At 62.4% G+C, this 14,602-nt stretch carries 19 protein-coding genes; 13 read left to right on the top strand and 6 right to left on the bottom strand.

The window, feature by feature from the left end; all coding sequences use genetic code 11:
* Nucleotides 1–58 precede the first annotated feature (58 nt).
* The 6 genes from FJV77_RS10650 to FJV77_RS10625 all read right to left on the bottom strand — a co-directional run bounded on the left by FJV77_RS10650 (nt 59) and on the right by FJV77_RS10625 (nt 4,245).
* A complete protein-coding gene (locus FJV77_RS10650; RefSeq protein ID WP_185970271.1) occupies nt 59–706 on the bottom strand; it encodes a transglutaminase-like cysteine peptidase in 648 nt (215 codons plus the stop codon).
* 188 nt (nt 707–894) lie between these two features.
* The gene (locus FJV77_RS10645) at nt 895–1,284 is read right to left on the bottom strand and encodes a type II toxin-antitoxin system VapC family toxin (protein ID WP_142866758.1); all 390 of its coding nucleotides are present in this window, start codon (nt 1,282–1,284) and stop codon (nt 895–897) included.
* Nucleotides 1,271–1,546 (bottom strand): AbrB/MazE/SpoVT family DNA-binding domain-containing protein, encoded by a 276-nt coding sequence (locus tag FJV77_RS10640; RefSeq protein WP_142866757.1) that lies wholly within the window; start codon nt 1,544–1,546, stop codon nt 1,271–1,273. Before FJV77_RS10640 ends, FJV77_RS10645 begins: the two co-directional genes overlap by 14 nt.
* Nucleotides 1,547–1,621: 75 nt before the next feature.
* Nucleotides 1,622–3,034: a metalloprotease TldD gene (gene tldD / locus FJV77_RS10635; protein WP_142866756.1), complete on the bottom strand. Its 1,413-nt coding sequence runs from the start codon at nt 3,032–3,034 to the stop codon at nt 1,622–1,624.
* Between the two features lie 105 nt (nt 3,035–3,139).
* A complete protein-coding gene (locus FJV77_RS10630) occupies nt 3,140–3,607 on the bottom strand; it encodes a YbjN domain-containing protein (protein ID WP_142866755.1) in 468 nt (155 codons plus the stop codon).
* A gap of 71 nt (nt 3,608–3,678) precedes the next feature.
* Nucleotides 3,679–4,245 (bottom strand): invasion associated locus B family protein, encoded by a 567-nt coding sequence (locus FJV77_RS10625; RefSeq protein ID WP_142866754.1) that lies wholly within the window; start codon nt 4,243–4,245, stop codon nt 3,679–3,681.
* 405 nt (nt 4,246–4,650) lie between these two features.
* Between FJV77_RS10625 and coxB the strand changes: the two genes are divergently transcribed.
* The 13 genes from coxB (at nt 4,651) to FJV77_RS10570 (ending at nt 14,572) form a co-directional block, all read left to right on the top strand.
* The gene (gene coxB, locus FJV77_RS10620) at nt 4,651–5,505 is read left to right on the top strand and encodes a cytochrome c oxidase subunit II (RefSeq protein WP_246691214.1); all 855 of its coding nucleotides are present in this window, start codon (nt 4,651–4,653) and stop codon (nt 5,503–5,505) included.
* Between the two features lie 38 nt (nt 5,506–5,543).
* Complete coding sequence (ctaD, locus tag FJV77_RS10615) at nt 5,544–7,196, top strand: cytochrome c oxidase subunit I (protein ID WP_142866753.1); 1,653 nt, start codon at nt 5,544–5,546, stop codon at nt 7,194–7,196.
* A 70-nt stretch (nt 7,197–7,266) separates the two neighbouring features.
* Nucleotides 7,267–8,211, top strand: coding sequence for a heme o synthase (locus FJV77_RS10610; RefSeq protein WP_142866752.1), 945 nt, complete (start codon nt 7,267–7,269; stop codon nt 8,209–8,211).
* Nucleotides 8,212–8,213: 2 nt separating this feature from the next.
* Complete coding sequence (locus FJV77_RS32320; RefSeq protein WP_162712272.1) at nt 8,214–8,369, top strand: hypothetical protein; 156 nt, start codon at nt 8,214–8,216, stop codon at nt 8,367–8,369.
* An 8-nt stretch (nt 8,370–8,377) separates the two neighbouring features.
* Complete coding sequence (locus tag FJV77_RS10605; protein WP_142866751.1) at nt 8,378–9,004, top strand: cytochrome c oxidase assembly protein; 627 nt, start codon at nt 8,378–8,380, stop codon at nt 9,002–9,004.
* 1 nt (nt 9,005) lies between these two features.
* Nucleotides 9,006–9,887: a cytochrome c oxidase subunit 3 gene (locus tag FJV77_RS10600; protein WP_142866750.1), complete on the top strand. Its 882-nt coding sequence runs from the start codon at nt 9,006–9,008 to the stop codon at nt 9,885–9,887.
* Nucleotides 9,794–10,114, top strand: coding sequence for a L,D-transpeptidase family protein (locus FJV77_RS33365; protein WP_348643819.1), 321 nt, complete (start codon nt 9,794–9,796; stop codon nt 10,112–10,114). The genes FJV77_RS10600 and FJV77_RS33365 overlap by 94 nt, the downstream gene beginning before the upstream one ends.
* A gap of 22 nt (nt 10,115–10,136) precedes the next feature.
* The gene (locus FJV77_RS10595; RefSeq protein ID WP_112563894.1) at nt 10,137–10,523 is read left to right on the top strand and encodes a DUF983 domain-containing protein; all 387 of its coding nucleotides are present in this window, start codon (nt 10,137–10,139) and stop codon (nt 10,521–10,523) included.
* On the top strand, nt 10,520–11,275 hold the full coding sequence (locus FJV77_RS10590) for an SURF1 family protein (protein ID WP_185970269.1): 756 nt from the start codon (nt 10,520–10,522) through the stop codon (nt 11,273–11,275). The genes FJV77_RS10595 and FJV77_RS10590 overlap by 4 nt, the downstream gene beginning before the upstream one ends.
* 171 nt (nt 11,276–11,446) lie before the next feature.
* Nucleotides 11,447–12,457: a 4-hydroxy-3-methylbut-2-enyl diphosphate reductase gene (gene ispH, locus FJV77_RS10585; RefSeq protein ID WP_142866749.1), complete on the top strand. Its 1,011-nt coding sequence runs from the start codon at nt 11,447–11,449 to the stop codon at nt 12,455–12,457.
* 7 nt (nt 12,458–12,464) lie between these two features.
* On the top strand, nt 12,465–13,427 hold the full coding sequence (locus FJV77_RS10580) for a homoserine kinase (RefSeq protein ID WP_142866748.1): 963 nt from the start codon (nt 12,465–12,467) through the stop codon (nt 13,425–13,427).
* Nucleotides 13,424–13,969 (top strand): ribonuclease HI, encoded by a 546-nt coding sequence (gene rnhA, locus FJV77_RS10575; protein ID WP_142866747.1) that lies wholly within the window; start codon nt 13,424–13,426, stop codon nt 13,967–13,969. The genes FJV77_RS10580 and rnhA overlap by 4 nt, the downstream gene beginning before the upstream one ends.
* 30 nt (nt 13,970–13,999) lie before the next feature.
* Complete coding sequence (locus FJV77_RS10570) at nt 14,000–14,572, top strand: histidine phosphatase family protein (protein WP_142866746.1); 573 nt, start codon at nt 14,000–14,002, stop codon at nt 14,570–14,572.
* Nucleotides 14,573–14,602 lie beyond the last annotated feature (30 nt).

The following is a 14,602-nucleotide window of genomic DNA, read 5'->3' as shown; positions in this document are numbered from 1 at the left end:
ATGCATCAAAACAAAGACTTAAAGCGCGTCGCTTGAATCCGTTTGAGCGCGACGCGCTTTAGCTTGGCGACATCAGTTTCGGCGTGCCGCCGCGTTGGTTGATCGACACCCATGTATTTGGGTTCTGCTGCGACTGGCGTTTCAGGAAGTAATAGCCCGTCGCGTTCCAGGGCCTGATCTCATCGACCAGATTGTCCAGGACAAGATCGCCCTTGTCGGTCTTCACCGTCAGGATGGTGTGGCCTTCATTGTTGAGGTCGCGCACCACCGTCATCAGCAGCGCCTGCCGGGGGAAACCTGCCTGCAGAAGAAGCTTGCGCTTGTAGAGCGCGTAGATCTTGCAGTCCCCCTTGCCGTCCACAGGATAGTCCCAGTGGTCTTCCATGGTGCCCCAGTGATCGAAATTGCTGACGGGCTTGATGGACCTGTTCGCCTTCTGATTGACCCGCTTGAGGATGCTCAGCTTTTGCGGGGTCAGCTTGACATCGGCGGCCGGCAGAGCGGGCACCTTGCACTCTTTTGGCCGGCGATGGCAGAAATCGACCCAGCCGTAGGGGACGCTGGTGCTTCCTCCGACGGCGGCGGCGGATTGCGTCGACCGTGCCTTGAACCATGTCGATTGTGCTGCCGCCGGACCGGCTTGCAGCGCTGTCGCGCCAATCAACGAAACGAAGCCAAGGAGGAGAGCCGGGACGCCGGGCCGCATTGCCATCACCAACACCGCAACGAGAAGCTGGGTACGGCGTTTGTGCGCAAACGGCAGCCCAGGCAGTTCAACAGTTACTAATGTGAATTGTGTTCGCTTCAAGGTGCCGGCTGAGATTTGAAGTTGGAAAACAGCCGGCGCATTCAGGGTGACGTCGAGCGGCAGGCCGCTACCGGCGCGCCTCTTTGCTATACTTCCTGCACGCCATCATGTCCGGCCGCCTTTGCAGCCTTCAGGAAACTGCGGTCAAAGGTTGCAAAGCCAGCACAATGAGCTGCTTTCCCCAGATGCAGCGCATCTGCAAAATCCATTCCCGCTTCGGACAGATCGAGCGCAGAGGAGACAATCGCAGCGTCTTCCAGTTCAACCGTGGGCAACCCGCCGAACCGTCGCAGCGCGCCCACGATCGCGGCTTGGCCATAGCCATAGGCACTGCGCAGCACCCATTCGGCCTCCAGGACTATCGTGACGGCGACAAAGACGGGTTGACCATCGATCAGCCGCCGGGCTCGCGGGGACTGCTCCGGATCGTCGTTCGTCAAATACCTGACGATAACGTTGGTATCAATCGCGAGCATTGCGCCGCCGGGCTTCCGCAAGGACGGCCGCGTCCATCTCCTCCAGAGTCTTCGGCCTGCCACTGTGCGGTAGGACACCAAAGACATCTTCTGGTCGCGTCGGGGCAAAGGCCGGCGCCAATTTCAAAAGCACTCCGTCCGGCGTATCTTCGACCTGCAGGCGTGTGCCCGCACCCCAATCTTTGCGCTTCCGGATCGCGCTGGGCAGGATTACCTGTCCCTTGGTGGAGACAGTCGTTGTAAGTTTTTCTGTAGCAGCCATCGCGCACGCCTTTGTGTAAGACAAAGGTAAGATATCCTTATTGCGTCAACTATTCAAGCCTGGCGGACTGGCACCTCAAACCCTGGTGCCGCCCACCGTCATCTGGTTCATCCTGAGATGCGGCTGGCCGACGCCGACCGGCACGCCCTGGCCGGCCTTGCCGCACATGCCGATGCCGTTGTCGAGCTTCATGTCGTTGCCGATCATCGACACGCGGTGCATGGCGTCCGGCCCGTTGCCGATCAGCATGGCGCCCTTGATCGGCTGCGTCACCTTGCCGTTCTCGATCATGTAGGCCTCGGTGCAGCCGAACACGAACTTGCCCGAGGTGATATCGACCTGGCCGCCGCCGAAGGAGACGGCATAGATGCCGTTCTTGACCGAAGCGATGATCTCGTCCGGCTCCATGTCGCCCGATGTCATGTAGGTGTTGGTCATGCGCGGCATGGGCTGGTGCGCATAGCCTTCGCGCCGGCCATTGCCGGTAGCCTTCATACCCGTCAGCCGGGCGTTCTGGCGGTCCTGCATGTAGCCGACCAGTCTGCCGTCCTCGATCAGCACGTTGCGGGCCGACGGCGTGCCTTCGTCATCGACGGTTAGCGAGCCGCGCCGCTCCGGCATGGTGCCGTCATCGACCACAGTGACGCCCTTGGCCGCCACCTGCTGGCCGAGTAGGCCGGCGAAGGCCGACGTCTTCTTGCGGTTGAAGTCGCCTTCCAGCCCGTGCCCGACGGCCTCGTGCAGCATGACGCCCGGCCAGCCGCTGGACAATACGATGTCGAACGTGCCGGCCGGCGCCGGGATGGCTTCGAGATTGACCAGCGCCTGCCTGAGCGCCTCTTTCGCGGCATGCTTCCAGCTGTCCTCGACCAGGAACTCACCGAACGCCTTGCGCCCGCCCATGCCGTAGGAACCGCTCTCCTGGCGGTCGCCATCGCCGACCACGACGGACACGTTGATCCTGACTAGCGGCCGGATGTCGCGCACCATCTGGCCATCGGCGCGCACGATCTCGACATGCTGCCAGGATGCGGCGAGCGAGGCCGTCACCTGGCGCACGCGCGGATCCTCGGCCCGCAGCCAGGCGTCGATCTCCTGCAACAGCTTGGCCTTGACCTCGAAGGAAGGCGAGGGGATCGGGTTCTCGTCGCCGTAGAGATGGCGGTTGGTGCGGGCAGGGGCGGCGGCAAGCGTGCCGGAATAGCCGCCCTTGACGGTCGACACTGCGTCCGCCGCGCGCAGCAGCGACGCCTCGGACAGGTCGCTGGAATGGGCGTAGCCGCTCGCCTCGCCGGCCACCGCACGCAGGCCAAAACCCTGGTCGGTGTTGAAATTGGCGGTCTTCAGTCTGCCATTGTCGAACATCAGCGCTTCGCTCTCGCTGTATTCGAGGAACAGCTCACCGTCATCGGCGCCGTTAAGGGTGTCGGCGACGATGCGCTTGATGCGATCGTCTGAAATGTCGAATTGGCCGATCAGGCTGTTCATGGCAGGTCCGTTCACAGGAGGAATGGTGTTGCCACGATGTAGGCGCGAAGACGCGCCTGCACAATCCGCAATGAAGCTCCGCAGCCGACCGTGGAGCGCGCGGCCCTATTTCTCGTTCACGAATTCTTTGATGTCGCTGGTCATGGAATCCCAGTTCGAGAACTGCTCCTCGAGATAGGAGCGGGTAACCCCGCCCCTGAACATGACATCCATCTTGAAGTTCGACCCGTCACCGGAAAAGGCCTTCACCCAGCGGAACTTCTTGTTCCATTCATTGGCCTGGTCGACCGTAAAGGCATCCGTATAGCCCGACGAGAACTGGATCGACTTGCACTTCTCATGGTTCTCGCAGCCATAGAAGTAGATGACATATTTCATGCCCTGGAGCCGACCGGAAACCATCGGGTCGCCGCCGTCATCCTTGTCCATCTTGGCCGAGCCATAGCCTTTCGCAATTTCGAGAATGACGGCCGGATCGGGCGCTGTGAGGATTTCGGCATCCTCGGCAGAGGCGACGGAAATTGCGCCGGTCAGCATCACACCGGTCGACAGAAGCAGAGAAAAAGCGCGCATGATGACCCCCACTGCCAACACCAACTCGTGGGAATGGTGCGTCAGGCCCGGCTATTTCACAAGCATCAAGCTCAGGGGAGCGCGGCAAAACCGTCGGCGAAGCCCTTGAGGTCGACGGGGATGCCGATGCCTTCTTCCGGCGTCTGGAAGACGATGAAGGTGGCAGACGTTCCGGTCTTCAGCGTGTCGAGCAGCGGCTTTTCGAGAATGACCTCGGCATAGCAGCCGTCCTGGAAGCAGCGCACGAAATAGGCGCGGCCAATATCCTTGCCGTCGACATTGAGACCAAGCCCGTTGGGCAGGAGCACACCGAGCGGCGCCAGCACGCGCAGGATCTCGGCCTTGTTGTCGGCGGTTCGCAGCACCACGACCGACAGCCCCATTTCCGGGCGATCCTCCGCGACGACATTCTGCATCATCACGCACTGTTCCGAGGTGGCGCCGGCCGGCGTGTCGCAGATGATCGACCACGCGCCATGCGTCGACTTGACTGTGCCGCTCGGCTGCGCTGCATTGGCGACGCCGGTTGCGGACGAGCCGATACCGATGAGGGCGGCGAGAAAGATGACCTTCGCCCCGCTTCTCGAAAACCAAGCGCTTTTCGAATGCCAAGCGTTTCTCGAAAGCCAAGAGGTCATGACGGCTCCATTGCGAATCACGGCACTTTAAGCCGCGCCAAGGCCAAGTAAAGGATGGGGCGACCGCCGGTCAGCCCCGGCAAGCGCAATAATGCGCTTTTCCCTAGCAAATTCGCCCGAATTGCGACCGTCGGGCGCATTCCGGCCACCAGCCCGCATAGCCCATCTGTCGACGATCCGCGCAAGCCGCGAGGCCGTTGAAACGGCGAGCTCGCGCTTGCGCGCAAAAATGCCGCACGGTTTTGCCCGCTCCTTTCTTGCGGAGGGAAATAGAGTATGGTTTGAACCACCCTTGGGACTGTCCGGGATTCCCATCCCGGCGATGTACGATATTCCTACGCCACGACGGCAGGGAACCGGGAGATGATGAGGGCGATGAGAAAATTCCCAACAAGCGCCAAATTGATGGCAACAGCAGCTGCTGCCACCGCATTTTTCGCCGGTGCCTCCGCCCATGCGGCCCAGCCGCAGCCGTGGGAGATGAGTTTTCAGCCGGCGGCGACCGACATGATGCGACAGATCGAGTGGTTCGGGAACTACACGATGTGGTTCGTCGTCCCGATCACCGTGCTGGTGCTTGCTCTTCTCGCCTGGTGCATCTTCAGGTTCCGCGCCAGCGTAAACCCGGTTCCGTCCAAGACCAGCCACAACACGCTGATCGAGATCATCTGGACCGTCGGGCCGGTCGTCGTCCTGCTGTTCATCGCCATTCCCTCGTTCCAGCTCCTGACCGCGCAGTACACGCCGCCGGAAGAGGCCAAGCTCACCGTCAAGGCGACGGGCAATCAGTGGAACTGGGACTATGAGTACCAGATCGAAAACACGCTCTCCTTCAACTCGGCCATCCTTCAGGATGCCGATCGCGCGGCGATCGGCAAGGAAGACCGCAAGGTCTACCCACGCCTGCTGGCGGTCGATAACGAGCTGGTGGTGCCGGTCAACACCATGACCCGTGTCCTGGTCACCGCAACCGACGTCATCCACTCCTTCGCCATGCCGGCCTTCGGCATCAAGATGGACGCAGTTCCCGGTCGCACCAACGAGACGTGGTTCAAGGCGGAGAAGGAAGGCCTCTATTACGGCCAGTGCTCGCAGCTCTGCGGCAAGGACCACGCCTTCATGCCGATCGCCATCCGCGTCGTCTCCGACGCGCAGTACAAGACCTGGCTGGCAGCAGCCAAGGCCGACCTTCCCGGCGCCAACAAGGCGCTGATGGCCGAGGTCGACGGTACCAACAAGGTAGCGGCCGCCGGCAATTGATGCCGCGGGTTAGCAAGAATTAGGGAACGGAGCCGACCATGGCAGAAGCTGCAGCTCACGACGACCACGACCACAAGCCCTATCATGGCTGGGTCCGGTGGGTGTACTCCACCAACCACAAGGATATCGGCACGCTCTATCTGATCTTCGCGATCTTCGCGGGCATCGTCGGCGGGGCGCTTTCGGTCGTCATCCGCATGGAGCTGCAAGAGCCGGGCATCCAGATCTTCACCGGCCTGGCGCAGATGGTCTACGGCGTGAACGGTGATGCCGCCATCGACGGCGGCAAGAGCATGTACAACGCCTTCGGCACCGCGCACGCGCTGATCATGATCTTCTTCATGGTCATGCCGGCGCTGATCGGCGGCTTCGCCAACTGGATGGTGCCGATCATGATCGGCGCGCCCGACATGGCCTTCCCGCGCATGAACAACATCTCGTTCTGGTTGCTGCCGCCGGCCTTCATCCTGCTCATCACCTCGGCCTTCATGCCGAGCGCGCCCGGCGCCTACGGCGTCGGCGGCGGCTGGACGCTCTATCCGCCGCTGTCGACCTCCGGCCAGCCCGGACCGGCCATGGATCTGGCGATCCTGTCGATCCACATTGCCGGCGCCTCGTCGATCCTCGGCGCCATCAACTTCATCACCACCATCTTCAACATGCGCGCGCCGGGCATGACGCTGCACAAGATGCCGCTGTTTGCCTGGTCGGTGCTGGTCACCGCCTTCCTGCTGCTGTTGTCGCTTCCGGTCCTGGCCGGCGGCATCACCATGCTGCTCACCGACCGCAATTTCGGCACGGCCTTCTTTGCGCCGGACAATGGCGGCGATCCGCTCCTGTTCCAGCACCTGTTCTGGTTCTTCGGCCATCCGGAAGTGTACATTCTGATCCTGCCGGGCTTTGGCATCATCAGCCACATCGTCTCGACCTTCTCGAAGAAGCCGGTGTTCGGCTATCTCGGCATGGCTTACGCCATGGTCGCGATCGGCGCCGTCGGCTTCATCGTCTGGGCGCACCACATGTACACGACCGGCCTGTCGCTCGACACGCAGCGCTACTTCGTCTTCGCCACCATGGTCATCGCGGTGCCGACGGGCGTGAAGATCTTCTCCTGGATCGCGACGATGTGGGGCGGGTCGATCTCGTTCAAGACGCCGATGCTGTGGGCGCTTGGCTTCATCTTCCTGTTCACGGTCGGCGGCGTCACCGGCGTCCAACTTGCCAATGCCGGCCTCGACCGCTCGCTGCATGACACCTATTTCGTCATCGCCCACTTCCACTATGTGCTGTCGCTGGGCGCGGTGTTCGCCATCTTCGCCGGCTGGTACTACTGGTTCCCGAAGATGACCGGCTACATGTACTCGCCGGTGATCGCCAACACCCATTTCTGGGTCACTTTCGTCGGCGTCAACCTGATCTTCTTCCCGCAGCATTTCCTCGGCCTCGCCGGCATGCCGCGCCGCACCATCGACTATCCCGACGCGTTTGCCGGCTGGAACATGGTGTCGTCCTACGGCTCCTATATCTCGGCCGTCGGCGTGGTGATCTTCCTCTATGGCGTCTTCGAAGCCTTCCAGAAGAAGCGGGTGGCTGGCGCCAATCCATGGGGCGAGGGTGCAACCACGCTCGAATGGCAGCTGCCTTCGCCGCCGCCCTTCCACCAGTGGGAACAGCTGCCGAAGATCAAGTAAGGCAGCCCGAATACGAAACCGCCGGCCCGCCGGCGGTTTCGGCCAACGGAATGATTGGACTCAACTACGCATGGCCCTGGTCGACGACCCATTGATTGACGAAGCGGGCTTTCGAATTTCGGAAGCCACGGCGGGCGATTTTTTCGCCCTCTTGAAGCCGCGCGTCATGTCGCTGGTGGTGTTCACGGCCTTTGTCGGCATGGTGGCGGCGCCCGTGACCGTCAACCCGCTGATCGCGATGGTCGCAATCCTGGCCATCGCCATTGGCGCCGGCGCCTCGGGCGCGCTCAACATGTGGTACGACGCCGACATCGATGCCGTGATGAGCCGGACCGCCGGCCGTCCGATTCCGTCCGGTCGCATCCTGCCCGGTGAAGCCCTGAGTTTCGGCCTTGTGCTGTCGGCGCTGTCGGTGATGACGCTCGGCGTGCTGGTCAACTGGTTGTCGGCGGCGCTGCTCGCTTTCACCATCTTCTTCTACGCCGTCGTCTACACGATGTGGCTGAAGCGCTCGACGCCGCAGAACATTGTCATTGGCGGCGCCGCCGGCGCCATTCCGCCAGTCATCGGCTGGGCGGCGGTGACCGGAACGGTCAGCCTCGAAAGCCTCGTCCTGTTCCTGATCATCTTCCTGTGGACGCCGCCGCATTTCTGGGCGCTGGCGTTGTTCAAGTCCGACGACTACGCCAAGGCCGGCATTCCGATGATGCCGAACGTCGCCGGCCAGGCCTCGACCCGCCGCCAGATTTTTGCCTATGCCCTGATCCTTGCGCCGATCGGCGTGCTGCCCTGGGTGCTCGGATTCACCACCGCGGGCTACGGCATCGCTTCGCTGGCGCTCGGCGCCGGCTTTGTCTGGTATGCCTGGAAAGTGCTGCGCATGACTGGCGACGACCGCGTCATGAAGCCGGCCAAGGCGCTGTTTGCCTATTCGCTGCTCTACCTGTTTGCGATCTTCGCCATCTATCTGGCCGACTACGTCGTCGGTCGCGCTCTGGCCATCGGTGGAGCATGACCATGATCGACAAGAAGCTTGAACTGGTCACGCTGACCGAGCGCCAGCAGAAGGCGCGGCGCAACCGTTCGGCCGCGATCGGCCTGGCGCTGGCGGCGCTGGTTGTCGTTTTCTACGTCATCACTATCGTCAAATTCGGCCATACCGGATCGATGTGAGGCCGACGATGACCCGCCAGACCATGACCGACCCCGGGAAGAAAAACACCAACCGCGTTGTCGCCGCCGTCTGCGTCGCCTTCTTCGGCGGCATGATCGGCATGGCCTACGCCGCGGTGCCGCTCTACAAGATGTTCTGCCAGGCCACCGGCTATGGCGGCACCACGCAGCGCGCCGAGAAGCAATATGCCGGCCGCATCCTCGACCGCGACATCACCGTTCGCTTCGACGCCAACACCAATGGCATTCCCTGGCAGTTCCAGCCGGTCGCCCGCTCGGTCACCATCAAGATCGGCGAGACCACGCAGGCGCATTACAGCGCCACCAACAAGTTCGACCGCGCCGTCACCGGCCGCGCCACCTTCAACGTGCAGCCGGAACTGGCAGGCCCTTACTTCAACAAGGTCGAGTGTTTCTGCTTTACCGACACGACACTGAAGCCCGGCGAGACGCTGGACATGCCGGTCGTGTTCTATGTGGATCCAGACATCGTCAACGTGCCGGAACTCAAGGACTTGAAGACGATCACCCTGTCCTACACCATGTTCCCGGTCGAAAAGAACAAACCGGTCGCTTCATCGGCGCCGGACAGCACCACCAAAGTTTCAGATACCGAAGCAAATCTCGGGGGTTGATATGGCAGACGCGCACGCAAAACCACAACACGACTACCATCTCGTCAACCCGAGCCCGTGGCCCTTCCTGGGCTCGATCGGCGCGCTGGTCACCGCCGTCGGCGGCGTCGCCCTGATGCAGTATCTCAAGAACGGCGATTTCCCGGTCTTCGGCCACAACATCGCCAATCCGTGGCTGTTCTTCATCGGCCTGGTCATCGTCCTCTACACCATGTTCGCCTGGTGGTCGGACACGATCAAGGAAGCGCATGAAGGGCATCACACGCGCGTCGTGTCGCTGCATCTGCGCTACGGCATGATCATGTTCATCGCTTCGGAAGTGATGTTCTTCGTCGCCTGGTTCTGGGCTTATTTCGATGCCAGCCTGTTTCCGGGCGAGGTGCAGCAATATGCCCGCACCGCCTTTACCGGCGGCGTCTGGCCGCCGAAGGGTCTCGAGGTCCTCGATCCCTTCCATCTGCCGCTTTACAACACCATCATCCTGCTTTTGTCGGGCACGACGGTGACATGGGCGCACCACTCGCTGATCCATGGCGACCGCAAAGGCCTGATCAATGGCCTGGTGCTGACCGTCGGCCTCGGCATGCTGTTCACCATGGTGCAGGCTTACGAGTACATTCACGCTCCGTTCGGCTTCAAGGATTCCATCTATGGCGCCACCTTCTTCATGGCGACCGGCTTCCACGGCTTCCATGTGATCATCGGCACCATCTTCCTGCTGGTCTGCCTGATCCGCGCCATGAAGGGCGACTTCACGCCGAAGCAGCATTTCGGCTTCGAGGCGGCTGCCTGGTACTGGCACTTCGTCGACGTGGTCTGGCTGTTCCTGTTCAGCGCGATCTATGTCTGGGGATCGGCCGGCGCGCTGATCGAAGGCCACTGACGGCTTTCATCGGGGAATCAATCCCAAGGAATCAGAAAGGCGGCCGCGGCAATGCGGCCGCCTTTCTTCTTTTTGGCGCCCATCCGTGGCCCAGCGGCTTCGGCTGGTTGGGCTGGCTGCTTCAATTGGTCGACTGGACCGATGGCTGCATTGGGGTTACCGACTCCGACATGGATGAAATCTGGGCTATGGTGCCGGATGGAACGCCGATCGGAATCGAGCCGTAGAACATGAGCGAAGACACTATCCATGAGTGAAGATAGGGCGATCTGGCCACCCATCGAGCCGATTTCGGCCGGCCTGCACGGCCGCTGTCCGCGTTGCGGCGAAGGGCGGCTGTTTTCCGGCTTCCTGACCGTCGGCAAGCGCTGCATGAATTGCGGCCTCGACTATTCCTATGCCGATGCCGGCGATGGCCCGGCGGTGTTCGTCATCCTGATCATCGGGTTCATCATTGTCGGGTTGGCGCTGTGGGTGGAGGTGACGCTGAGCCCGCCGCTCTGGCTGCATTTCATTATCTGGATACCTCTGGCGGTGGCGCTGTGCCTGACGGCGCTGAGGCTGATCAAGGGCGTGCTGCTGACGCTGCAATACACCAACAAGGCTGCCGAAGGCCGGCTGGACCACGAGCAATGAGCGAGGCGCTGGCCAAAACCACCGGCCGTTCGCGGCCGAAGACGGCGTTGCTGCTCGGCCTCGGCCTGGTGCTGTTCGTCATTCTGCTGGGGCTTGGCACCTGGCAGGTGCAGCGCCTGCACTGGAAGGAAGGCCTGCTGGCGACCATCGATCAGCGCACCCACTCGGCGCCACGGCCGTTGGCGGACGTCGAGAAGGAATTCGCCGCCACCGGCGATGTCGACTACACGCCGGTCACCGTCAGCGGGACGTTCCTGCATTCGGGCGAGCGGCATTTCTACGCCACCTGGGACGGTGACGCCGGCTTCAATGTCTACACGCCGCTGGCGCTCGACGATGGCCGCTTCGTGCTGATCAACCGCGGCTTCGTGCCCTACGATCTCAAGGACGCTGCCAAACGCCCGCAAGGGCAAGTGACGGGCAAGGTGGCGGTCACCGGGCTGGCGCGCAATCCGCTATCGGCAAAGCCGTCGATGATGCTGCCCGACAATGATGTAGCCAAGAACATCTTCTACTGGAAGGACCGCGGCGTCATGGCGGCAAGTGCGGGCCTGCCCGCCGGTGCCGTGCTGGTGCCGATCTTCATCGACGCCGACAACACGCCGAACCCCGGCGGGCTGCCGGTCGGCGGCGTCACCATCATCGACCTGCCGAACTCTCATTTGCAATATGCCTTCACCTGGTATGGCCTTGCCGCCGCCCTTGCCGCGGTTCTGATCCTCAGGTTGCGCCGCCCGGCAAAGCCTGAATGATATTACAGCGCCGCGCGTCCTTTTGGACGCGCAAAGGACGCTGTAACACTTTTGGTTTGGCGCATGATCCCTTCCGAAAATCGATTCCGATTTTCCGGGTCATGCGCTGCTGCCCTTGACAGGGCAGGGGTGCACACCTCATTTCGCCTCTGAACAACCGGCCCGGATTAGATGCTCCACACCAAGACCAAGCCTCCTTTGACGATCAGGCTCTGCCAGCCGCGCGGCTTTTGCGCCGGCGTGGACCGCGCCATCCAGATCGTCGTGCTGGCGCTGAAGAAATACGGCGCGCCGGTCTATGTCCGCCACGAGATCGTGCATAACCGCTATGTCGTCGAAGGCCTGCAAAGCCTGGGCGCGGTGTTCATCGAGGAATTGTCGGAGATCCCGCCCGAGCATCGCAAGTCGCCTGTGGTGTTTTCGGCCCATGGCGTACCGAAATCGGTGCCGGCCGACGCCCAGGCGCGCGAACTCTTCTATCTCGACGCCACCTGCCCGCTGGTGTCGAAGGTGCACAAGCAGGCGATGCGCCACCAACGGCTCGGCCGCCATGTGCTTCTGATCGGCCATGCCGGCCATCCCGAGGTGATCGGCACGATGGGCCAGTTGGCGGAAGGCGCCGTCACGCTGATCGAGACCGAGGCCGACGCCGCAACCTTTGCGCCGGTCAACCCTGAGGCGCTCGGCTTCGTCACCCAGACGACGCTGTCGGTCGAAGACACCGCCGGCATCATCCGGGCGCTGCAGGAGCGCTTCCCGCAATTGCATGCGCCGGCCGCCGAATCGATCTGCTACGCCACTACCAACCGCCAGGAAGCGGTCAAGGAGACCGCCGCCGGCGCCGATCTCTATCTGATTGTCGGTGCGCCCAATTCTTCCAATTCGCGCCGCCTTGTCGAAGTGGCGGAGCGCGCCGGCGCCACCATGTCGCTTCTCGTACAGCGCGCTTCCGAAATTCCATGGAATGACATCGCTGACATCTCGACGCTCGGCCTGTCTGCCGGTGCATCGGCGCCGGAGATCATCGTCGACGAGATCATCGACGCTTTCCGCCAGCGCTTCGAGGTGACCATCGATCTCGCGATCACCGCGACCGAAACGGAGGATTTTCCAGTCATGCGGGTTCTGCGCGATGTCGAACTGACGCGGGCCGACATGGCCTTCGTCAACGGAGCCGCGTGAACAGCTCATGGCGGTCTACACCGATGTCAACGAGGGCGAACTCGGCGCGTTCCTCAAGGTCTATCCGGTCGGCGAGCTCTTGTCGTACAAGGGGATTGCCGAAGGCACCGAGAATTCGAACTTTTTGCTCCACACCTCGAGCGGCTCCTACATATTGACGCTCTACGAAAAGCGCGTCGACAAGGCCGACCTGCCGTTCTTCCTCGGTCTGATGGGCCATCTCGCCCGCAAAGGCATTTCCTGTCCGCTGCCGGTAACCGCGTATGACGGTACCGTCATCGGCACGCTGGCCGGCCGCCCGGCGGTCATCATCACCTTCCTCGAAGGCCTGTCGCTGCGGCGGCCGACAGCGGCGCATTGCGGCGAAGTCGGCAAGGCACTGGCCGCGCTGCATCTCGCCGGCCAGGATTTTGCGATGACCCGCGACAACGCGCTGGCCATCGACGGCTGGCGCAAGCTCTGGAACGCCTCGCGCGAGCGCGCCGATGAGGTCGAGCCGGGATTGGCTGCCGAGGTCGACGCCGATTTCACCGATCTCGAACGCCATTGGCCGCAGGGCCTGCCGGCGGGCATCATCCATGCCGACCTGTTCCCCGACAATGTCTTCTTCCTCGGCGAAAAACTGTCGGGCCTGATCGACTTCTATTTCGCCTGCAACGACCTCTACGCCTATGACGTCGCCACCTGCCTCAACGCCTGGTGTTTCGAGAAGGATTTTTCCTTCAATCTGACCAAGGGCACGGCGCTGCTGGCCGGCTATCAGAGCGTGCGGCCCTTGAGCGACGGTGAGAAGGCGGCGCTGCCGATGCTGGCGCGCGGCTCGGCGCTGCGCTTCATGCTGACCCGGCTCTATGACTGGCTGACCGTTCCCGATGGCGGGCTGGTCATGAAGCGCGATCCGACCGAATATATCCGCCGCATGCGCTTCCACCGCGCGATCAGGTCTCCTTCGGAATATGGACTGACATGACCAAGCAGGTTGAAATCTTCACCGACGGCGCCTGCTCGGGCAATCCCGGTCCCGGCGGCTGGGGCGCCATCCTGCGCTTCAACGGCAAGACCAAGGAATTGTCGGGCGGCGAGGCTGAGACCACCAACAACCGCATGGAACTGCTCGCCGCCATTTCGGCTCTGAATGCGCTGAAGGAGCCGTGCGCCGTCGAGCTTCACACCGACAGCAAGTATGTCATGGACGGCATCTCGAAGTGGATCCACGGCTGGAAGAAGAACGGCTGGAAGACCGCCGACAAGAAGCCGGTCAAGAACGGTGAGCTCTGGCAGGCGCTGGACGAGGCCAACCGGCGTCACAAGGTGACCTGGAACTGGGTCAAGGGCCACGCCGGCCACACCGAGAACGAACGCGCCGACGAACTCGCAAGGGAAGGCATGGCGCCGTTCAAGAAGGGTTCGGCCAATCCTGTGGCACTGAAGCCTGCAGCCGCGCTGAAGCCGGTTGCGCCGGCCAAGCAGACGGCAACCCCGAGAGCGCGACGCTCAACCCAGAGCTATTGAGTTTAGGCTTCCCGGCAGGAAACCTCACCCGTGCCGATTGCATACTACATCACCCATCCCCAGGTTCAGATCGATGCCAACGTTCCCGTGCCGGAATGGGGACTGTCCGAGATCGGACGGGCGAGGGCATTGGCCATGCTCGACCAGCCATGGGTCGGGTCGGTCCGGCGTGTCGTCTCTTCGGCGGAGCGAAAGGCGATAGAAACCGCCGAGATACTGGCCAGGCATCTCGGCCTTGCGGTCGAGGTGCGGGAGGCCATGCATGAGAACGATCGCTCGGCGACAGGCTTCCTGCCGCCGCCGGAGTTTGAGGCGGTCGCCGACCAGTTCTTCACCAATCCGCACAAAAGCATTCGCGGCTGGGAGCGCGCCATCGATGCCCAGCAGCGTATTGTGAGCGAGGTCGAGGCGGTACTCGACGCCGCCGTTGGCGGCGACATTGCTTTCGTCGGCCATGGTGGCGTCGGAACGCTGCTGCTGCTTTCACTCAGCAATCGCGAGATCAGCCGCGAGGCGGATCAGCCGGCCGGCGGCGGCAACTATTTCGCCTATGACATCGGCGCGCACCGCATCCTCCACGGATGGCGGCCGATCGACCGCTGATATGGCCAGAAGCGGCAGTCCGCAGTGCAG

The organism is Mesorhizobium sp. WSM4306 (assembly GCF_007003975.1).
Classification (GTDB): Bacteria; Pseudomonadota; Alphaproteobacteria; order Rhizobiales; family Rhizobiaceae; genus Mesorhizobium.
Note: the sequence above shows the minus strand (reverse complement) of the source record. Positions and strands in the feature narration are given on the sequence as shown.